The 21,751-nt window shown below is 63.8% G+C and carries 16 protein-coding genes; 10 read left to right on the top strand and 6 right to left on the bottom strand.

The window, feature by feature from the left end; all coding sequences use genetic code 11:
* Positions 1–19 precede the first annotated feature (19 nt).
* Positions 20–616, bottom strand: a complete 597-nt coding sequence (locus tag BLT86_RS04215; RefSeq protein ID WP_017677289.1) for a TetR/AcrR family transcriptional regulator — start codon at positions 614–616, stop codon at positions 20–22.
* 248 nt (positions 617–864) lie between these two features.
* Here BLT86_RS04215 and BLT86_RS04210 point away from each other — a divergent pair, with 248 nt between their 5' ends.
* The 10 genes from BLT86_RS04210 (at position 865) to BLT86_RS04165 (ending at position 15,913) form a co-directional block, all read left to right on the top strand.
* Positions 865–2,685, top strand: a complete 1,821-nt coding sequence (locus BLT86_RS04210; protein WP_017677290.1) for an acyclic terpene utilization AtuA family protein — start codon at positions 865–867, stop codon at positions 2,683–2,685.
* Positions 2,686–2,727: 42 nt separating this feature from the next.
* A complete protein-coding gene (locus BLT86_RS04205; protein ID WP_017677291.1) occupies positions 2,728–3,597 on the top strand; it encodes an SDR family oxidoreductase in 870 nt (289 codons plus the stop codon).
* A gap of 4 nt (positions 3,598–3,601) precedes the next feature.
* Positions 3,602–5,218, top strand: a complete 1,617-nt coding sequence (gene atuC, locus BLT86_RS04200; protein ID WP_017677292.1) for a geranyl-CoA carboxylase subunit beta — start codon at positions 3,602–3,604, stop codon at positions 5,216–5,218.
* Positions 5,219–5,299: 81 nt separating this feature from the next.
* Entirely contained in the window at positions 5,300–6,460 is a 1,161-nt protein-coding gene (gene atuD, locus BLT86_RS04195; protein ID WP_017677293.1) for a citronellyl-CoA dehydrogenase, read from the top strand.
* Between the two features lie 72 nt (positions 6,461–6,532).
* Positions 6,533–7,330 carry an isohexenylglutaconyl-CoA hydratase gene (atuE, locus tag BLT86_RS04190; RefSeq protein WP_017677294.1) on the top strand — a complete coding sequence of 266 codons (798 nt, stop codon included), beginning with the start codon at positions 6,533–6,535 and terminating at the stop codon, positions 7,328–7,330.
* Between the two features lie 84 nt (positions 7,331–7,414).
* Positions 7,415–9,403, top strand: a complete 1,989-nt coding sequence (locus BLT86_RS04185; RefSeq protein WP_092374958.1) for an acetyl/propionyl/methylcrotonyl-CoA carboxylase subunit alpha — start codon at positions 7,415–7,417, stop codon at positions 9,401–9,403.
* An 88-nt stretch (positions 9,404–9,491) separates the two neighbouring features.
* Positions 9,492–10,316, top strand: coding sequence for an SDR family oxidoreductase (locus BLT86_RS04180; protein WP_017677296.1), 825 nt, complete (start codon positions 9,492–9,494; stop codon positions 10,314–10,316).
* A 199-nt stretch (positions 10,317–10,515) separates the two neighbouring features.
* Positions 10,516–12,954: an autotransporter domain-containing protein gene (locus BLT86_RS04175; protein ID WP_017677297.1), complete on the top strand. Its 2,439-nt coding sequence runs from the start codon at positions 10,516–10,518 to the stop codon at positions 12,952–12,954.
* 155 nt (positions 12,955–13,109) lie between these two features.
* On the top strand, positions 13,110–13,961 hold the full coding sequence (locus BLT86_RS04170; RefSeq protein ID WP_122958652.1) for an alpha/beta hydrolase: 852 nt from the start codon (positions 13,110–13,112) through the stop codon (positions 13,959–13,961).
* Between the two features lie 125 nt (positions 13,962–14,086).
* Complete coding sequence (locus BLT86_RS04165; RefSeq protein ID WP_017677299.1) at positions 14,087–15,913, top strand: long-chain-acyl-CoA synthetase; 1,827 nt, start codon at positions 14,087–14,089, stop codon at positions 15,911–15,913.
* Positions 15,914–15,921: 8 nt separating this feature from the next.
* Here BLT86_RS04165 and BLT86_RS04160 read toward each other — a convergent pair whose 3' ends face one another.
* The 5 genes from BLT86_RS04160 to BLT86_RS04140 all read right to left on the bottom strand — a co-directional run bounded on the left by BLT86_RS04160 (position 15,922) and on the right by BLT86_RS04140 (position 21,684).
* Positions 15,922–18,024 (bottom strand): hypothetical protein, encoded by a 2,103-nt coding sequence (locus BLT86_RS04160; RefSeq protein ID WP_017677300.1) that lies wholly within the window; start codon positions 18,022–18,024, stop codon positions 15,922–15,924.
* Between the two features lie 131 nt (positions 18,025–18,155).
* Positions 18,156–18,650 (bottom strand): hypothetical protein, encoded by a 495-nt coding sequence (locus BLT86_RS04155; RefSeq protein ID WP_017677301.1) that lies wholly within the window; start codon positions 18,648–18,650, stop codon positions 18,156–18,158.
* A gap of 90 nt (positions 18,651–18,740) precedes the next feature.
* Complete coding sequence (locus BLT86_RS04150) at positions 18,741–19,418, bottom strand: hypothetical protein (protein WP_017677302.1); 678 nt, start codon at positions 19,416–19,418, stop codon at positions 18,741–18,743.
* Positions 19,415–19,987 (bottom strand): RNA polymerase sigma factor, encoded by a 573-nt coding sequence (locus tag BLT86_RS04145; protein ID WP_017677303.1) that lies wholly within the window; start codon positions 19,985–19,987, stop codon positions 19,415–19,417. Before BLT86_RS04145 ends, BLT86_RS04150 begins: the two co-directional genes overlap by 4 nt.
* Positions 19,984–21,684: a vWA domain-containing protein gene (locus BLT86_RS04140; RefSeq protein WP_017677304.1), complete on the bottom strand. Its 1,701-nt coding sequence runs from the start codon at positions 21,682–21,684 to the stop codon at positions 19,984–19,986. Before BLT86_RS04140 ends, BLT86_RS04145 begins: the two co-directional genes overlap by 4 nt.
* Positions 21,685–21,751: the final 67 nt, after the last annotated feature.

Genomic DNA, 21,751 nt, shown 5'->3' with positions numbered 1-21,751 from the left:
CTATCCTAGCCGAATTCGCTCAGGCTTCCTTACACACCAATGACAACGCCTCTTCAGCCAGCTGATCCAGCGTCATTGGTCCCTGCGAACGGAACCAGGTATTGGTCCAGCTCAGCGCACCGGTGAGAAAACGCCGCTGAATGAACGGGTCGCCCTTGAAGTAACCGGCCTCGCGCGCCTCGCCCAGTACCGCCAGCCAGATCTGCTCGTAGGTATCACGCAAGGCCAGTACCTGCGCCTGGCCCTCCTCCGAAAGGGAACGCCACTCGTACACCAATACCGCCATGGCCTCGCCGGTACCGCCCATGATCGACTGCAACTCGCAGCGGATCAGCGCCAGCAGCCGCTCGCGGGTGTCCTGCGCCTCGGCCAGTGCAGCACGCATCAGGGCGGTGTTGTAGACGATGGTTTCCTCCATCACCGAACGCAGGATCTCTTCCTTGCTCTTGAAGTGGTGAAAGATGCTGCCGGACTGAATACCGATGGCGGCAGCCAGATCGCGCACCGTCGTGCGCTCGTAACCCTTGCTGCGAAACAGGTGCGCAGCCATCTGCAACAGCTTGCCACGGGCACTGTCCGGATCGGTTACCTGGCCGCTGGCGACCAGCTCCTGCATCACGGCCTGGGCTCTGTGTTCGTCCACGCTGACTTCTCCCCTGATTGCCTTGCACGGCGATTGTTCTGATGAATTCTCTATGCTGCCGGCAAGTGCTTGTCTTGCTTGATGAAATGTATGCGGCAGGCGCTGACCAAGCAAGCGCTTGGGCGCATTTTTGGCCGAATTGCCGTCTCTCGCCACTTTTCAACCAAGCGCTTGCTTGGTAATGTCAACTCACCTTCTCAATGTGTGACGGGCCAATTCCAATGAACAAAACCGTACGCATCGGCTGCGCCTCGGCCTTCTGGGGCGACACCTCCACCGCTGCCGCTCAACTGGTTCAGGGTGCCGAACTGGATTACCTGGTGTTCGACTACCTGGCCGAGATCACCATGTCGATCATGGCCGGCGCCCGTATGAAGAAGCCTGACGACGGCTATGCCCGCGATTTCGTCGAGGTGCTCGCGCCGCTGCTGGGCAACATCGCGACGAAGAAGATCCGCGTCATCAGCAACGCCGGCGGGGTCAACCCGATGGCCTGCGCCGCCGCCCTGAGCGCCGCCTGCGAACAGGCCGGCGTACAGCTGAAGATTGCCGTGCTGCATGGCGACAACCTGCAGCCCAAGCTCGGTGAGCTGGTCAAGGCCGGCACCCGCGAGATGTTCACGGGCGCGCCGCTGCCGCCCTTCTGCGTTTCGGTCAACGCCTACCTGGGCGCACCGGGCATCGTCGCCGCGCTGGAACAGGGCGCCGACATCGTCATCACCGGCCGCGTGGTCGACAGCGCCGTGGTCAGCGCCGCCCTGGTGCACGAGTTCGGCTGGTCCTGGAGCGACTACGACAAGCTGGCCCAGGCTGCGCTGGCCGGGCACATCATCGAGTGCGGCGCGCAGTGCACCGGTGGCAACTTCACCGACTGGCGCGACGTGCCGGACTACGAGCACATCGGTTTTCCCATCGTCGAAGTCGAGGACGATGGCCGCTTCGTCGTGACCAAGCCGGAGGGTTCCGGCGGCCTGGTCACGCCTTTTACCGTTGGCGAGCAGATGCTCTACGAGATCGGCGACCCGCGCGCCTATCTGCTGCCGGATGTAGTCTGCGATTTCACCCAGGTCGCGCTGAGCCAGGTCGGCGACCACCGCGTGCAGCTGCAGGGCGCGCGCGGCCTGCCGCCCACCGGGCAATACAAGGTCAGCGCCACCCACCCGGACGGTTTTCGCTGCACCGCCAGCTGCGTGCTCGCCGGTATCGATGCGGTGGCCAAGGCCGAGCGGGTCAGCCAGGCGATCATCAACAAGACCGAAGAGATGTTTGCTGAACGTGGCTGGGGCCGTTACCAGGAGGTCAGCGTCGAGCTGCTGGGTAGCGAGGCCACCTATGGTGCCCACGCTCGTCGCCAGGATAGTCGCGAGCTGGTGGTGAAGATCGCCGTGCGTCATGCCAAGAAGGAGGCGCTGATCCTCTTCTCCCGCGAGATCGCCCAGGCCGCCACTGGCATGGCACCGGGCCTGACCGGCATCGTCGGTGGTCGTCCCACCGTCTACCCGGTGATCCGCCTGCTCAGCTTCCTGGTGGACAAGAGCGCCTGCGCGCTGGAGGTGGAAATCGGCGGCGAGCGCCAGCCGGTCACCCTGCCCCAGGTCGATGCCTTCAACCCCGAGCGACTGCACGCGCCGGCCGCCCTGCCCGTACCGATGGGCGAAGCCGACGCCTCCGTGCCACTGATCCGCCTGGCCGTGGCCCGCTCCGGCGACAAGGGCAATCACAGCAACATCGGCGTGATGGCGAGACAGCCCGAATACCTGGCGTGGATAGCCGCTGCGTTGACACCCGAAGCCGTGGCCAAGTGGATGGCGCATACCCTGGACGCCGAGCAGGGTCGCGTCAGCCGCTGGTACCTGCCGGGCAGCCACAGCCTCAACTTCCTGCTGGAAAACGCGCTTGGCGGTGGTGGCGTCGCCAGCCTGCGCATCGACCCGCAGGGCAAGGCGTTCGCCCAGCAACTGCTGGAATTCCCGGTGCCGGTGCCCAGGGCACTGGCCGAGACCTTGACTGGTGCGCACGGCGCACCCTACACCCGCCCGTAGGGTGCGCTGCGCGCACCGGTATCACTCAGGACAACAAGAACAATGAGCTACGACTCCGTATTCAAACCCGGCCTGTTCGAAGGCCAGACCATCCTGGTCACCGGCGGTGGCAGTGGCATCGGCCGCTGCGTGGCCCACGAGCTGGCCCACCTGGGCGCTCATGTGGTGCTGGTCGGGCGCAAGCAGGAAAAGCTGGAGAAGACCTGCACCGAGATCACCGAGGACGGCGGCAGCGCCAGCTTCCAGGTCTGCGACATCCGTGACGAAGAAGCCGTGAAGGCCATGGTCGGTGCTGTGATTGCGCAGCGCGGACGCATCCATCACCTGGTCAACAACGCTGGCGGCCAGTTCCCCGCGCCGCTGATCGGCATCAACCAGAAAGGCTTCGAGACCGTGGTGCGTACCAACCTGGTCGGCGGCTTTCTGGTGGCCAAGGAAGTCTTCCTGCAGAGCATGAGCAAGCACGGCGGCAGCATCGTCAACATGCTCGCCGACATGTGGGGAGGCATGCCCGGCATGGGCCACTCCGGGGCCGCGCGCGCTGGTATGGAGAACTTCACCAAGACCGCCGCCTACGAGTGGGGCCACGCCGGCGTGCGGGTCAACGCCGTGGCGCCGGGCTGGATCGCCTCCAGCGGCATGGACACCTACCCCGAGTCGATGAAGAACATGATCCGCAATCTCAAGGATCACGTGCCGCTGCAACGCATCGGCAGCGAGTCCGAGGTGGCCGCGGCCATCGTCTTCCTGCTCAGCCCCGGCGCCAACTTCATCAGCGGCAACACCATCCGCATCGATGGCGCCGCCAGCCAGGGCACCCATGCCTGGACGCTGGGCAAGGCGAAAAACAGCGAGCCCTACAACGGTTTCCACCGGGCCTACCTGCCCGATGTACTGAAAGATCAGGAGTAAGGCGATGCCCGTGATCCAATCGGAAATCGATGTGCATGGCGAAGCCTTCGCGCAGAACCGCGAAGCCATGCTGGCAGCCATCGCAACCTTCCGCGACGTCGAGCAGAAGGTGCTCGACAAGGCGCAGGAAGCCAAGGCCAAGTTCGAGAAGCGTGGCCAATTGCTGCCGCGTGAACGCATCAACCTGCTGCTCGACGCCGGCGCACCGTTCCTCGAACTGTCCTCGCTGGCCGGCTACAAGCTGCACGACGACAAGGACGGCAGCCAGGCCGGCGGCGGCATCATCGCCGGCATCGGTTACATCGCTGGCGTGCGTTGCCTGGTGATCGCCAACAACAGCGCGATCAAGGGCGGCACCATCTCCCCCACTGGCCTGAAGAAGTCGCTGCGCCTGCAGCAGATCGCCTTCGAGAACAAGCTGCCGGTGGTGACCCTGGCCGAGAGCGGCGGCGCCAACCTCAACTATGCCGCCGACATCTTCGTCGAAGGTGCACGCGGCTTCGCCAACCAGGCGCGCATGTCCGCCATGGGCCTGCCGCAGATCACCGTGGTGCATGGTTCCAGCACCGCTGGCGGGGCTTACCAGCCCGGCCTGTCGGACTACGTGGTGGTGGTACGCGGCAAGGCCAAGATGTTCCTCGCCGGCCCGCCTCTGCTTAAGGCCGCCACCGGCGAGATCGCCACCGACGAGCAACTCGGCGGCGCCGAGATGCACGCCCAGGTCGCCGGCACCGCCGAGTACCTGGCCGAGAATGACGCCGACGGTGTACGCCTGGCGCGCGAGATCCTTGGCATGCTGCCGTGGAACCAGCAGTTGCCGGCACGCCCGGCGAAAAGCTGGCGCGAACCGCTGTACCCGGCAGAGGAACTGCTCGGCCTGGTGCCGGCCGACGCCAAGAAGCCCTACGACGTACGCGAGATCATCGCGCGCATTGCCGATGGCTCGGAGTTCCTCGACTTCAAGAACGAGTTCGACAGCCAGACCGTATGCGGCCACCTGCAGATCGAAGGCCAGGCCTGCGGTTTCATCGGCAACAACGGCCCGATCACCCCGCAGGGCGCGGCCAAGGCGGCGCAGTTCATCCAGCTGTGCGAGCAGAGCAACACGCCGATCCTGTTCTTCCACAACACCACCGGCTTCATGGTCGGCACGGAGTCCGAGCAGAACGGCGTGATCAAGCACGGCTCGAAGATGATCCAGGCCGTGGCCAACGCCACTGTGCCCAAGCTCACCATCGTCGTCGGCGGCTCCTACGGCGCTGGCAACTACGCCATGTGCGGCCGCGGCCTCGACCCACGCTTTATCTTCGCCTGGCCCAACAGCAAGACCGCCGTGATGGGCGGCGCTCAGGCCGGCAAGGTGCTGCGCATCGTCACCGAGGACAAGCACGCCAAGGAGGGCAAGGAAGCAGATCCAAAGATGCTCGACATGCTGGAAACCGTGACCGCACAGAAGCTCGACAGCCAGTCCACCGCGCTGTATGGCACCGCCAGCCTGTGGGATGACGGCCTGATCGACCCGCGCGACACGCGCAAGCTGCTGGGCTTTTTGCTGGATATCTGCGCCGAAGCCAACCTGCGGCCGTTGAAGAAAAGCAGCTTCGGCGTCGCGAGATTTTAAACGTAGGGCGGGTGAAACCCGCCAAGCATGTGGCGGTTTTCACCCGCCCTACAGACCCATTCGATACGGAGCACAACAACAATGATCTTCACTCAAGAGCACGAAGAACTCCGCCGTACCGTCCGCAACTTCGTCGACAAGGAAATCAATCCGCACGTCGACGCCTGGGAGAAGGAAGGCCGCTTCCCCATCCACGAGATCTTCAAGAAGGCCGGCGAGCTGGGCCTACTGGGCATCTCCAAACCGGAGAAGTTCGGCGGCATGGGCCTGGACTACAGCTACTCGATAGTCGCCGCCGAGGAGTTCGGCACCATCCACTGCGGCGGCATCCCCATGTCCATCGGCGTGCAGACCGACATGTGCACCCCGGCCCTGGCACGCTTCGGCTCCGATGAGCTGCGCGAAGAGTTCCTGCGCCCGGCCATCAGCGGCGAGATGGTCGGCTGCATCGGCGTCTCCGAGGTCGGTGCCGGCTCCGACGTGGCGGGCCTGAAGACCACCGCGCGCAAGGACGGCGACGACTATGTGATCAACGGCAGCAAGATGTGGATCACGAATTCTCCGAGTGCCGACTTTATCTGTCTGTTGGCCAATACCAGCGACGACAAGCCGCACGTCAACAAATCACTGATCGTGGTGCCGATGAAGACCCCGGGCATCAGCGTCAGCCCGCACCTGGACAAGCTCGGCATGCGCAGCTCCGAGACCGCCCAGGTGTTCTTCGACAACGTGCGTGTACCGCAGCGCTATCGCATCGGCCACGAAGGCGCCGGTTTCATGATGCAGATGCTGCAGTTCCAGGAAGAGCGCCTGTTCGGCGCGGCCAACATGATCAAGGGACTGGAGCACTGCGTCGACACCACCATCGAGTACTGCAAGCAGCGCCACACCTTCGGCCAACCGCTGATCGACAACCAGGTCATCCACTTCCGCATGGCCGAGTTGCAGACCGAGATCGAGTGCCTGCGCGCGCTGGTCTACCAGGCCACCGAGCAATACGTAAAGGGCCGCGACGTGACCAAGCTGGCGTCGATGGCCAAGCTCAAGGCCGGCCGCCTGGGCCGCGAAGTGTCCGACGCCTGCCTGCAGTACTGGGGCGGCATGGGCTTCATGTGGGACAACCCGGTGTCGCGCGCCTACCGCGACGTGCGCCTGGTCAGCATCGGCGGCGGCGCCGACGAGATCATGCTCGGCATCATCTGCAAGCTGATGGGCATCCTGCCAGGGAAGAAGAAAGGCTGACCCATAGGGCGGGTGAAACCCGCCACTCACAGCGCAGCGGCGGGTTTCACCCGCCCTACACCGAGGTATGCAATGAACGATCTGCCCTCCTGCGAAACCCTGCTGCTGAACTACGTCGGTGGCGTGCTGCACATCACCCTCAACCGCCCGGACAGCCGCAACGCCATGAGCCTGGCCATGGTCGGCGAACTGCGCGCCACCCTGGAAGCCGTGCGCCATGAGCCGAACGTGCGCGCCCTCGTCCTGCGCGGCGCGGGCGGCCACTTTTGCGCCGGCGGCGATATCAAGGACATGGCCGGCGCCAGAGCCCGCGGCGGCGACGCCTACCGCGAGCTGAACCGCGCCTTCGGTGCGCTGCTGGAAGAGGCCCAGGCCGCACCACAGGTACTGGTAGCGGTGCTGGAAGGCGCCGTGCTCGGCGGTGGTTTCGGCCTGGCCTGCGTGTCCGACGTAGCCATCGCGGCCAGCGGCGCCAAGTTCGGCCTGCCGGAAACCACCCTGGGCATCCTCCCGGCGCAGATCGCCCCCTTCGTGGTGCGCCGCATCGGCCTGACCCAGGCGCGCCGCCTGGCCCTGACCGCCGCCCGCTTCGACGGTGCCGAGGCGCTGCGCCTGGGCCTGGTGCACTACTGCGAGCACGATGACGCCGCCCTGCAACAGCGTCTGGACGAGACCCTGGAACAGATTCGCCAATGCGCGCCACAGGCCAACGCCCAGACCAAGGCCCTGCTGCTGGCCAGCGAGCGCGAAGCACTCGGCCCACTGCTCGACCGAGCGGCCGAACAGTTCGCCGCCGCCGTAACCGGCGCCGAAGGCGTCGAGGGCACCATGGCTTTCGTGCAGAAGCGCAAGCCGAAGTGGGCCCAGTAGTAGCTCCCCTCTCCCCAAGGGGAGAGGGAACGAATCGACCGTAGCCCGGATGCAATCCGGGGATCGCCCCACAGGAGCACAAAGATGCCCGCATTCAACAAGATCCTGATCGCCAACCGTGGCGAGATCGCCTGCCGGGTGATGCGCACCGCCATCGAGCTCGGCTACCGCACCGTGGCGGTGTACTCCGAGGCCGATAGCGATGCCCGCCATGTACAGATCGCCGACGAAGCCGCGTGCATCGGCCCGGCCCAGGTCAACCAGTCCTACCTGCGTATCGAGGCCATCATCGAGGCCGCGCGCAAGACCGGCGCCGACGCCATCCACCCCGGCTATGGCTTCCTCTCCGAGAACGCAGATTTCGCCCGCGCTTGTGAGGCGGCCGGCATCGTCTTTATCGGCCCAACCGCTTCCGCCATCCACCTGATGGGCAGCAAGCGCCTGTCCAAGATCGCCATGCTGGAGGCCGGCGTACCCTGCATTCCCGGCTATGAAGGCGCCGCCCAGGATGACGACACCCTGGCCAGCGAAGCCGAACGCATCGGCTACCCGCTGATGATCAAGGCCAGCGCCGGCGGCGGCGGTCGTGGCATGCGCCTGGTACAGGAAGCCGCCGAGCTGCTGGGGCAGATCCGTACCGCCCGCTCGGAGGCGCAGAATGCCTTCGGCTCCGGCGAGCTGATCCTCGAGCGCGCCGTGATCCGCCCACGCCATGTGGAGATCCAGGTCTTCGGCGACCAGCACGGCAATATCGTCTACCTCGGCGAGCGCGACTGCTCGGTGCAGCGTCGCCACCAGAAGGTGGTCGAGGAAGCGCCCTGCCCGGTGATGACGCCCGAGCTGCGCCGCGCCATGGGCGAGGCGGCGGTGAAGGCGGCGGCTTCGGTGAACTATGTCGGCGCCGGCACCGTGGAGTTTTTGCTCGACGCCAGCGGCGAGTTCTTCTTCCTGGAAATGAACACGCGCCTGCAGGTCGAGCACCCGGTCACCGAGCTGATCACCGATCAGGATCTGGTGGCCTGGCAGATTCGCGTTGCCGAGGGCCAGCCCCTGCCGCTGCAGCAGGACGACATTCGCCTCACCGGCCACGCCATGGAAGTGCGCCTGTATGCCGAGGACTCGGCCGCCGGCTTCCTGCCGCAAACCGGTCAGGTGCTGCGCTGGGAACCCGAGCTGCTGGCCGGCGTGCGCATCGACCACGGCCTGGTCGAGGGCCAGGCCGTCACCCCCTTCTACGACCCGATGCTGGCCAAGGTCATTGCCTACGGCGAAACCCGCGACGAAGCCCGGCGCAAGCTGGTGCGCGCGGTGGAGCAGTGCGTGCTGCTGGGTGTGAACGGCAACCAGCGCTTCCTCGCCAATTTGCTCAAAAACTCGGAGTTCGCTGCCGGCAATGCCACCACGGCATTCATCGCCGAACACTTCGCTGATGACCCAAGCCTGCATCCGCACAGCGCCAGCCTGGCCGAGCTGGCCATGGCCGCCGCCCTGCTCTACAAGGCCTCGGCCGACGCCCGTGCACACCAACCCGGCCTGTCCGGCTGGCGCAGCGCCGGCAGTGCGCCCTGGCGCTTTGTCCTCAAGCAGGGGGAGCACAAACATACCGTGGAGCTGGATGTGCTCGTCAGTGGTACGCAAGCGCAACTGCGCATAAGCCGAGGTGAGGAGCAGCTGTCCCTGCGCCTGCTGGCCAGCGATGGCCGCTGGTTGACCCTGGAACTGGACGGCGTGCGCCGCCGCCAGGCCTACCACATCGAAGGCGAGCGCCTGTGGCTGTACGGCGAGCATGGCAACCTGGAACTGGTTGATGTCACCCACGAGCCGGCTGGTGGGCAGAACGCCGCCAGCAGCGGCGCGGTGAAGGCACCGATGGATGGCGCCATCGTCGACGTACTGATCGCCGAGGGCGCCAGCGTGAGCAAGGGGCAATTGCTGGTGGTGCTGGAAGCGATGAAGATGGAGCACCCGCTCAAGGCTGGCGTCGACGGCATCGTTCGCCGCGTCGGCGTGAGCCAGGGCGACCAGGTGAAGAATCGCCAGTTGCTGGTGGAAATCGAAGCTGTAGGGGCTTGATATAACGCTGTGGGAAGGGCTTTAGCCGCGACGGAAACTCAGGGTTAAATTCCCTCCTCCCTCATAACAACAATACCGGAGCACGCCCATGTCACTTTCCGCCAAGACCCTGTTCATCACCGGTGCCAGCCGTGGCATCGGCCGCGAGATCGCCCTCAAGGCCGCCGCCGACGGCGCCAATATCGTCATCGCGGCCAAGAGCGCCGAGCCACACCCGAAACTGGAAGGCACCATCTTCAGCGTCGCCGCCGAGGTCGAAGCCGCAGGCGGCAAGGCTTTGGCGCTGCAACTGGACGTGCGTGACGAACAGGCCGTGGCGGCGGCCATGGCCCAGGCCGCCGAGCATTTCGGCGGCATCGACGCCCTGGTCAACAATGCAGGCGCGATCAAGCTGGTGGGCGTGGAAAAACTCGAACCCAAGCGCTTCGACCTGATGTACCAGATCAACACCCGCGCGGTGATGGTCTGCAGCCAGGCGGCGCTTCCCTACCTGAAGAAGAGCACGGGCGGGCATATCCTCAACCTCTCTCCACCACTCAACCTCGACGCCAAGTGGTTCGCCCAGCACGGCCCCTACACCGTCACCAAGTACGGCATGAGCATGCTCACCCTGGGCATGAGCGAGGAGTTCAAGAAATACGGCATCAGCGTCAACTCGCTGTGGCCGAAAACCATGATCGCCACCGCCGCCATCGAGTTCGAACTGGGCAGCCGCGACGCCTTCAAGCGGGCACGCACTCCGGCGATCATGGCCGACGCGGCGCATGCGATCCTGAGTAGCGAAGGACGCAGCCTCACCGGACGCCTGCTGATCGACGAGGACATCCTGCGCGAACGGGGCGTCACCGATTTCGAGCAATACCGTTTCGATCCTGCTGGCGGCAGCCTGATACCGGATCTGTTCGTCGATTGAGTCAATCTTCGGCTGCTCATCGGGCCTGCAGCAAATACCGAATGTGCGCCCAAAAGAAGTCAGGCACAATGCCATCACATGCCTGGCATGTCAGGAAGCCGTATGCAGGGAAGTGCAATCTGAACCCTCCCGCCGTACCGCTGATAAAAACGCGTCGCATCGCTCGCCTGGCAGTTGCCAGGCAGCGCAGGGAGCAGTCATGAACAAAGCTTTTAGTATCGTCTGGAGCTTTACCCGCAATACGTTCGTCGTTGCCGATGAACATGCCAACCTGCACGGCAAGCGCAGTGGCGGCGCACTCAAGCTCGCAGGTGTAGTCCTTGCCCTGACGACCGCTGGAACAGTACAGGCTGTCCCGGCTATTTGCGGGGCTGGCAATAACACCATCAGCGGCAACGAATCCTACAGTTGTTATCTGTACGGCAATGACAGTCTGACCGTGAGCGAATCCGGCAGCATCACCACAGCCAATGAGTCAGCCGTTTTTAGCGATTCCGGTTTCGGCAGCATCAGCAATGCCGGGATCATCCGCAATACCGGCGGTACCTACTACCTGGACGGTTCCGGCATTTATCTACAAGCCAGCGGCAGCAGCATCAGCAACCTGGCAGGCGCCACCATCGAGGGTTCCTTTGTCGGTATTACCCTGGATGGTCTGATGCAAACGGTGACGCTCGATAGCCTCAACAACGCCGGTACCATCACCGGAGGTACCGGTATCCTGGCGACCGGAGATGTGGGTATCAGCACCATCGTCAACAGCGGCACCATCAGCGGCATCGGTACTGATGGTGTCGGCATCGGTATTGATACCGGCACGACCATCGACTCAGTCAGCAACAGTGGCACCATCAGTGGCACCCTGGCGGGCATTCAGGTCTATGACAGCGCCATCGGTGCCATCGATAACAGTGGCACCATCTCCGGAATTCAATACGCAATCAGCGACCTGAGTTTCAGTGGTATTTCCGCAATCAACATCACGGGCAATACTGCACGCCTGGTGGGCGACGTTGATGCTGGGAACAGCCTGTTCACCCTCAAGTCAGGCGCAGTTTTCAGCAGTGAAAATGCCATCGCCGTCGACCGCTTTGTAATCGAGAACGGTGCCACTCTGAAGATGGGCGCAGGCCTCAGCACTTCCAGCACGATGGACGACGGCATCTTTGCCTTCAGCGGCTTCAGCAACGCGGGAACCCTTAGCCTGGCTGCGGGCGTCACCGGCACCATTTATGGCGACTACAATCAGGCCAGCAGCGGCGCCTTGAAAATTGGCGTGGCGGATGACAACTCCTACGGCAAGCTGGTGGTAGACGGCACAGCTACCTTGCTCAGCAATGCCAAGATCATGGTGGACGTCAGCAATCCCGGCTACTCCTTCACGGCCAGCACACTCAACGATGTACTCAGCGCCAACAACCTGATCAGTGACGGTACCTTTGCCGTCAGCGACAACTCCCTGCTCTTCAACTTCGGCGCAGTCAAGGACGGCAATACCGTCGATCTGACACTGGCCAAGGCCGAAACTGCCGGCGTGCTGGACAGCGTCATCAATACCGGCAACAACCCGGCACAAGAAGCGGCCCAGGTGCTCGATAACGTACTAGCCGAAGATCCGACTGGTGAGCTGGCGTCCAACTTCATCGGCCTGACCAGCGAGCAGGAGGTCTCCAACGCAGTCACCTCTACCATGCCCACTGTCGCTGGCAGCGCCACCAGTGCTGCTAGCAGCACATTGGCCGGTATCAACCGGGTGATTCAGGCCCACCAGGACAGCAATCGTGGCCTGTCTTCGGGTGACGCTCTAAGCAACGGCAATCTTTGGATCAAGACCTTTGGTTCCTGGGCCGAGCAAAATGAACGTAGCGGTATCTCTGGCTACGACGCCAACACCAAGGGCCTGGCTATCGGTGCCGATACGGCCGTTTCCGAGACCACCCGGCTTGGCCTGGCATTCGCTTACGCACAGACCGACCTGGACAGCGACTCGCGGGTTGCCCCGCAAAGCGCCCAGATCGATACGTTCCAACTGATTGGCTACGGCAGTTACGCCCTGAGTGCCGATACCGAGCTGAACTTCCAGCTGGACGCCGGGCAGAACCGCAACGAAAGCAAGCGCCACATGCCTTTCGCAGATGCCACTGCCCACGCCGACTACAACGGCTACAACGTCCATGCTGGCATTGGCATCGGTCACAACATGCACCTGTCCGAACAGTTGACCTTCGTGCCTTCGGCCCGCGCGGACTATACGTGGATAGGTACTGATTCGTATCATGAGAAAGGTGCTGGCGCTCTTGATCTGGACGTAGACAGCAACGACACCGAAGAGCTGCTGTTCAGCATCGACGGAAAACTCAACTACGCCTTGAGCGAAGCCACCCTGCTCAGTGCCAACCTCGGTGCCGGCTACGACGTGATCGACGAAAACGGCACAATCACGTCCACCTACGCTGGCGCACCCGGCGCCGCCTTCAGAACCCAAGGGCTGGACCTGGAGCCCTGGCTAGCCCGCGCCGGACTGGGTCTGACCCACACCCTGAGCGGAGGCACCGAAGTCAGCCTGCGTTACGATGCAGAGGCGCGTAGCGACTTCACCAACCAGGGTGCCTCAGTGAAAGCACGCTGGGCCTTCTGAGCACTGCGTCGCGACACAAAGGCCACGCCCAATGCCGTGGCCTTTGCGTGTTGGCGCTCAGCACCGATGAGCAAGATGAAACGACGGCGCGCACTACCTTAGGAAACCCCGCTCCATCTGCAAACAGCTCGGTCAGTTGAGGTAGATATTCATCCATGCGCCTGAGCCCCCTATTCCTTCTGGCAGGAACACTACTGCTGGCAGCCTGCACCTCCTTTCCCAGCCCGGGCGAGCGGCACCAGCAAGCATCCATGTTCGCGCACCAACAGAACTGGCAGGCTCTGCAACTGCAGGGCGGTGCATTTCGCCTGCAGGCCTTTGCGCCTCAGACCAGAGGTGATGAGCTGACGATCTATCTGGAGGGTGATGGCTTTGCCTGGATCAGCGCTCGCCAACCTTCCAGTGACCCGACCCCTCTCGACCCGATTGCCCTGCGCCTGGCATTGGCGCAACCCCGAGGCAACGCTGCCTATCTGGGCCGCCCCTGCCAGTATCTGGATGCCTCTCGCCCACCCTGCCAAAGACGCTACTGGACTGACGCCCGCTTCGCAGAAGAAGTGGTACACAGTCTTGATCAGGCTGTTGACCAATTGAAAGACCGAGCTGGCGCTCGACGTCTGGTGCTCATCGGCTACTCAGGCGGTGGAGCCCTGACATTGCTCCTAGCGGCGCGGCGTCACGATGTGAAGCGCATCGTCACAATTGCCGGCAACCTCGATCATGCCGCCTGGACCCATCACCATCGAATCTCCGCCCTGAACGGTTCATTAAACACTGCGGTCCTGCGTGCGCGTTTGGCGAATGTTGAACAGTTTCACCTAGTAGGAGATGAAGATCGCATTATTCCCCCTCAATTAACCGAAGCGTTCCTGGCGAGCTACCCTCCCGGCCACCGCGCGCAGCGCAAGGTAGTACGTGGCTATGATCATCGCTGCTGCTGGGCGCAAGACTGGCCTGCCCTTTGGGAGCATATCGAGGCCTGGCAACCGGGCTCACACGATTTCTAAACGACGATAGCTACGCAATTCGCCGATCTGCCCACCGAAGCGCGCGCCAGGGCCATGGCTGGTAAGCGCCACGCTGACTAGAGTCAGAACTCGCCCCCAATCCATAACAGCCAAGTGCGAGCCCCATGAGCCAAGCCGATCTGATTTCTCCCTTTCGCTTCCTGGCCCACCTGCCGCAGCACCTGCCGCGCGTGCCGCGCATGCTGCGTGGCCTGTACTACGCCGGCATCCGCAACCGCGAGAAAAACCTGTCGCTGGCCTGGGCGCTACAACGCGCCGCCGAACGCCACCCCGAGCGCCCGGCGCTGATGGATGAAAATCGCCTGCTCAGCTATCGCACTTTCAATGCCTGGGCCAACCGCCTGGCCTGGGCGTTCAAGGCCGAAGGCGTCGGTCATGGCGATGTGGTCGCGGTGATGCTGGATAACCGCCTGGAGCTGCTGGCAATCCTCGCAGCCCTAAGCAAGCTCGGCGCGGTCGGCGCGCTGATCAACACCACCCAGCGCGGCAAGGTGCTGGCGCACAGCTTCAACCTGGTCAACCCCGGCTTTCTGGTGATCGGCGACGAACTGCTAGGCGCTTTCGAGGAAATCGCCGCGCAACTGAAGAACCAGCAGGCCAAACTCTACTGGATCGCCGACCAGGATTGTCTACGTGATCCCGGCCAGGCGCCGGACGGCTGGCTCAACCTCATGCAACTGGCCGCCGGCCAGGCCGAGGACAACCCGCCGGACAGCCAGCGCGTACGCATGAAGGACGCCTGCTTCCTGATCTACACCTCCGGCACCACCGGCCTGCCCAAGGCCTCGATCATGAGCCACGGCAAGTGGATCAAGGCCTACGGTGGCTTCGGTCACTCCGGCCTAACCCTGAACGAACGCGACGTGCTCTACCTCACCCTGCCCTGCTACCACAACAATGCCGTCACCGTTTGCTGGAGCGCGGTGCTGGCCGGCGGTGCGGCCATCGCCCTGCGCCGCAGGTTCTCCGCCAGCGCCTTCTGGAGCGACGTGGCGCGCTACCAGGCCACCTGCTTCGGCTACATCGGCGAACTGTGCCGCTATCTGCTCAACCAGCCCGTACACCCGGCCGAACAGGGCAACAGCCTGCGCTGCATGATCGGCAATGGCCTGCGGCCGTCGATCTGGGCCGAGTTCAAGCAGCGTTTCGGCGTCGAGCAGATCACCGAGTTCTATGCCTCCAGCGAAGGCAATATCGGCTTCACCAACGTCTTCAATTTCGACAATACCGTCGGCTACACACCGGCTACCTACGCCATCGTCCGCTACGACCTGGAGAACGATCGGCCGCTGCGCGGCAAGAAGGGCTTTCTGCAGAGGACTGACAAGGGCGAAGCAGGCCTGCTGATCAGCGAGATCAGCGCCAAATGGCCGTTCGACGGCTACACCGATCCGGCCAAGAGCGAGGCAGCGATCCTGCGCGACGTGTTCAAGAAGGGCGACGCCTGGTTCAACACCGGCGACCTGATGCGAGACATCGGTTGCAAGCACGCCCAGTTCGTCGACCGCCTCGGCGATACCTTCCGCTGGAAAGGCGAGAACGTCTCCACTACCGAAGTGGAAAACGTGCTCGGGGCCTTCCCCGGAGTGGAGGATGCGGTGGTCTACGGCGTGGAGATTCCCGGCACCAACGGTCGCTGCGGCATGGCCGCGCTGCGCCTGGCGCCTGGCTTTGTGCTGGACGGCGCCGCGCTGGCCACGCACCTGGATCGTGAACTGCCGGCCTACGCCGCGCCGCTGTTCGTGCGCCTGCTCGGCGAGGTGGAGACCACCGGCACCTTCAAGTACAAGAAGACCGACCTCAAGCAGGCCAGCTACGACCCGAGCCGGGTCGATGGGCCGCTCTACGTGCGCCTGCCCGGCACGGCGAGCTTCCAGCCGCTGGATGACGAGCTGCATGCGGCCATCGCACGGCAGGCCTATCGTTTCTGAGCAAAACGCTACGCCCGAGATGTCTCGATCCCAGGCGCGCGCCAGCTCTGCAAGTGTGCGCTGTCCAGGCGCTGCCAGTGCACCGCATCGCTAAGCTGTTCGGCAGGCAGCCAGACATCGCCACTGCGGATCAGCATCTGTCGGGGCAGTGCCAGCAACGTCTCCATCGTGATCAACTGCACCTCGTGCTCGACACCACTGACGTGCAGGCCGGCGGCATCGAATGCCTCGAAGCACGGCATCGTAGGCAGAGGCTGAGCACTGTGGCGCAGCGTGTGCTCCCGGGTATCCAGCAGCAACAGGTGCCACTTTATGGTCTCCTCGCTGATCACCCGGCGACTCAGCGCCAGATAACGGCCGTCCGCCGACCAGACCATCGAGGGTGCCAGATCCGCAACGCCACAACCGGAGGCGGTCAGGACACAGGCACCACCCGGTACAGGCCCGCTCCCTTCGCGCATTTCTCTGTCCAGTCCGAACAGCCAGGCGGCATCGCCTGCACCGGGCGCAGCGAGCAGGTAATCGCCCAGAGAGCTGGCAGGCACAGGGCGCCATTCCAGACGCCAATTTGGCAGCAGACGCAACGACCAGGCATCGACCGCCACCTGCACGGTCCGATGATGCAAGCGGCCAACCGCAACGAAGGCGTCGGCCTGTTGCGCTGCCGGCGCCAGCGCCTCGAGGCGCGGCAAGGGACCCGCACCAACGGCACTGGCCTGCCTGCCGACTATCTGCTGCAGGCTGATGACGCCGTCCTCGAACGCCTGCAGCCCGGCGATCAGCAGCGGCTCGTCGAGCCTCAGCAGGCGCCGCGCCAGCACATCAGCCACAACCAGTTGATGCGGAACGGCGGGCGCCTCGGCAAAGGCGATCAAGGCCAGATAACGCCCGCAGTCCGAAACGCGGTGATCGAGACACCATTGCCCCGGCAACCGCCAGGCGCCGACATGGCAGGCAAAGGCATGGCGACGGCCATCGCGGCTCTTGCGCAGCAGGTTCAGGCAGGGTTGCGCGCCACCTTGCATCGACGGCAGCTGCAGCGACAAGGCGCCCGCATGCTCCCCTTCCAGCTCGATGCACAGTGTCAGAGCCATAGGCTTTTCCGTTTCCGCCCCATGCATCAGCGCTTCGTAGAAGAGACGCTCATCCTCCAGACGACAGGGCGTGCTCCACTCCAGCACGGGTTCGTCGACGAGCGATTGCCAGGGCTCCTCCAGCGGTCGCCAACCGGAGGCTGCTCGCCACAGCCAGGTAGCGGTTTCCTCCACCGGCTGGCTCTCGACACGCGCGCGACAGACAAGCGCCTGATCGTCTTCGCTCCACAGCACCGAGGCGTCCTGCTCGAGCACCAGCCCCGTGGGTTTTTCATCCAGCCAGAAGCTATAGCCGGCCCCACCTTGGCCATCCACCTCGGTGCATGGCTCACCACGGAGGATATGGCCGCCCTGCGGTGAGCGGAATATCAGATGGCCGTTGCAATCAACTTCGCCCTGACGTTGCAGCTCCTGAGCCGTGGATCGGGAAGCGGTAGGAAGCTCAATGGACGAAGAAGAGTCCTCGGCCGTGCGGACAACGATACGGGGCGACCACTGATCGACACCCACTTGGAGCTGTTGGGTCACTCGACCGTCTATTACCCAGGCGAAACCATCCGTGGATGTGTCCTGCCAGGCGGTGCCATCTTTTGGAAGGTAGCGTGAACGGGGAGCGACCACCAAAGCCGGGGCCTGGCCCTGAAAACGCAGACTGACGCCGTGCTTGGCGCCGTAGCTGTCGAGCCTGAGAAACTGCGCCCATAACATCGTATGTATGCTGCCGAACAGGAATACGAAAAGTCCGACGAGAAAGCCCAGCCAACCGGAAACCTCACCCCATAGCTGAAATCCGAAGCCGATGAGCAGCGTGAACAAAGGAGCGGGCAACTGCTTGGCCACTTTCGGGTATCCCGAAAGCGCGATGATCGCGATGGCAAAGAACATCGACACGATCAGCCACACGACGCTCCACCAGGGCAGGAAGATTCCTGAAAGCAGTGGAACAATGAGCGCCAGCAAGGCGAAGACCACTCTATCCTGAGCGGGGCAATCGTATTCATCAGTCTTGGAAGACATTCGGCACTCCTTTGCCAGCAATTCAGGTGAGAGGCCGCGATAATAGCAACACACCGCCCGAGCGGCTTCGTGTCAGCCCGCAATTTGCCTCGAGCATGTCTATTGGCCGGAGCAGTCGGCTCGCAGAAGACTTACTGCTTGAACTCGAACTGCAGCTCAGCGCCTTCGATGGAGTCCCAGTAGTCGTCGACCCGTTCGTTGCTGATCAGCCGACCACTGATCTGGAACGGGCTCTGGACTTCGGGTTTCTCGCCAAACAGCGGCGGCAGCAAGGGAGAGAGATCCTCGCGGGTTTCGCTTTCCAGCGCCTGCTCGAACAGCTCCTGCGGCACGCTCAGATCCAATGCCAGTTTCGATTCAGGCTCCACCGGCTTGGGCTGTGGCGCTACAACAGGCTTGGGCTTGGCGACGACGGGCGGTTTGGCGGCGGGCACGGGCTTGCTTTCGACCACCTTGGCAGGCGGTGCTGGTTCGACAGGCTCTGGCTTGGCGACCTCGGCAACGGGCGCAGTTGCTGTGACCACTGCCGGCGCTGGCGCGGGCTGCTGTGCAACGGGTTCCGGCTCACGCTCACAGGCGCTCAGCCAACCCAGGCACAGCAATAGAAGAATGGACTTACGCATCATGGGACAAGGGTAGCTCGATCAGTACGCGCCCATGCTCCTCCGCCTGGGCGCGCCTGACAAGCCGACTTACATGACCTTTACCTCGGTGCCTTATTCACGCGACGGCTCGGTGGCCAGATGAGCGAGCTCAGCCTCGATATCCAGTTGTGGATAGTCGGCCTTTAGCTGCTCCAGCAACCGCTGCGCCTCCTCCTGCTCACCCGCCTTGCGCAGCTGCAGCAGACGCAGCAGCGCCTCGCGTGGTTCGCTCCGGATCACCAGTTCGGCCATGGGCGCCAGCGCAGCGCTACTAGCCAGCGGTGCCTCAGCCATATCGGCAGACGGCGCCTGGCGTACTATGGCCTGACTTCTCATGCGTTCCTGCGGGGCAGCCATAGGCGCAATCGCCTCCTGCTCTGGCGCACGCTTGGCCGCTATCGGAGCCGGTGCGGCGGGGCTCATGGCCACGCTGGGCGGCACGGCATCGAAGGCATCCGGCGTCTGCTCCAGCGTGCGCCAGGTCAGGCTGACCCCGATCCCGACGCAAGCCAGCCCTGCCACTGCCACCGACCAGCGCTGGCGGCCACTGCCGAACAGCCATTGGTGCAGGCGCTGCGCCCATCCGGCGTTGTCGCTGTCGATCTGGGCCTGCTGCGTTTCACGGGCAGCCGCACTTGCCGCCGCCAGGATGCGCGCATCCAGCTCGGCCGAGGGTTCACCGCTGCCATGGGCACGGAAATGCGCCAGCAGTGCCTGCTCGTGATCCAGAGGTTCTCGTTGATCTTTCATGCGGACAACTCCTCGGTGGCCAGCAGCCGGCGCAGCTTCTGCAGGGCATAGCGCAGACGGCTCTTGACCGTCTCGGCCGGCGTGCGGGTCAACTCAGCAATCTCGTTCAATTCCAGGTCGCCATGGGCGCGCAGCAGGAACACTTCGCGCTGATCTTCCGGCAGGTCGGCCAACGCCGCCTGCAGTCGCTCACTGTCGCGACTCAGGCTCCACTGCTGTTCCGGGCCGGGTTGCGGATCGGCCTGGGCATGCTGGCCTTCATCGTATTCGTCATGCCCGGCCTGATGGCGGCCCGTCTTGCGCCAGTGGTCGATCAGGCGATTACGCGCGATCTGGTAGAGCCAGGTCTTGAACAGCACCGCCTCGCGCTGTTCGCTCTGGCTTCGCACCAGGCTCATCCAGGTTTCCTGGAACACTTCTTCGGCCAGGGCGTGATCGCCGCACAGGCCGAGCAGAAAGCGAAACAGGCCCAGCCGATGGCGCTGGTAGAGCGCATTAAAGGCCGCGGCATCGCCTCGGCGGTAACGCCGCAACAAAGCGGCGTCGTCATCCGTGAGAGGTGCGTTCACTGCTGAACTCTTACTGGTGTGGAGCCGGAAGTGTGCAGGCTCTGGGCGATTTCGGCCAGCTGGATGAACTCGCCACGCAGACCGAAGCGATCCTCGCCCTTGGCCGAGCGCGCCAGCGCGATGCTCTGCGCCAGATCGAAGTCGCCGGTGTAGCGACCGTCCTTGAGCTGTTGGGCGAAGGCCGCGACCGCAGCGGCGAACCTCAGATCCTCGCTGGCAGCCGCGACCGGCGTCGCCTCGGCACGCGCAATGGGCCGCTCCAGCATCCGGCTGGACGCCTCCCCCGGCGTCTTGTAGCGAATCCGCAACCAGGCCAGTTCGCCGCTCTTGCTCGCGGGCTGGGCACTGGTCTGATAACGCAGCGGCTCCAGCCAGCCCTTGGCACCGGCCGGGACGATCTCGTACAGCGCGGTAACGGTATGCCCTGCGCCGATATCGCCGGCATCGACCTTGTCATTGCTGAAATCCTCACGCTTGAGTGCGCGGTTCTCGTAGCCCAGCAAGCGGTACTCGCTAACCTCGCTCGGGTTGAATTCCAGTTGCAGCTTCACGTCGCTGGCCACCGTGGCCAGGGTCGAGCCGAGCTGATCCACCAACACCTTGCGCGCCTCGCGCAGGTTGTCGATATAGGCGTAATTGCCATTGCCGGCGTCGGCCAGTTGCTCCATCAGGCGCTCGTTGTAGTTGTCCACGCCAAAACCCAGGGTGGTCAGCGAGACGCCGCTCTTGCGCTTGTCGGCAGCCAGCTGCTTGAGGCTGTCGAAGTCGCTGATGCCGACGTTGAAGTCGCCATCGGTGGCCAGCAGGATGCGATTGATGCCGCCATCGATCAGGTGCTTGCCCGCCTGCTGGTAGGCCAGCTGGATGCCCGACTCCCCTGCCGTCGAACCACCCGCACTGAGCTGATCGATGGCCGCACGGATCTTCGCCTTGTCGCTGCCGGGCGTGGAATCGAGCACCACCTGGCTGTCACCGGCATAGGTGACCAGCGAGACGCGATCCTGCGGACGCAACTGCTCGACCAGCAGTTTAAGGGTGCCCTGCACCATCGGCAGGCCTTCGCGGCGATGCATCGAACCAGACACGTCGACCAGAAACACCAGGTTGGCCGGCGGCAGTTCATCCACGCTGCGATCCGACGCCTTGATGGCGATGCGCAGCAGGCGTGTCTGCGGATTCCACGGCGTCACCGCCAACTCGGTGCTGACGCCAAAAGGTGCGGCGCCCTGCGGCAGCGGATAGGCATAGGGGAAGTAGTTGACCAGCTCTTCCAGGCGCACGGCGTCCTTCGGCGGCAGTTGCCCACCGTTGAGGAAACGCCGCACGTTGGCGTAGCTACCGGTATCGACATCGATGCTGAAGGTGGACACCGGTGTCTCGGCAACGGCGAACACCGGATTGTCGGCATAGGCCTGGTACTGCTCGCGAGACTCTTCGCGATAGCCCGGCGGCAGGGCATCAGCGATGGGGGCCGGCGCATAAGCCAGAGTCGCCATGCGCTTCTGGCTGGCCTCGGCCTGCATCTCAGCAACTGCGGGCGCAGCCAGGCGCTCGCGTACGAGCGGTGCCGCCGGGGCCGTGCTGGCCTGTACTTCCGGCTCCGGGCTGGAGGCGCTGCAAGCGGCGAGCAGCAGCAAGGCGCTGGCCGAAAAACCGACGGCGAACGGACGAACGAGCAACGAGGAACAAGCAGACATGGTGCACCTCCTGAGTAATGGCATGAGACCTTCGCTCAGGTAGACGCAGCCCCTCGATGAAACGGGT

This window comes from Pseudomonas sihuiensis, assembly GCF_900106015.1.
Lineage (GTDB): Bacteria > Pseudomonadota > Gammaproteobacteria > Pseudomonadales > Pseudomonadaceae > Aquipseudomonas > Aquipseudomonas sihuiensis.
Note: the sequence above shows the minus strand (reverse complement) of the source record. Positions and strands in the feature narration are given on the sequence as shown.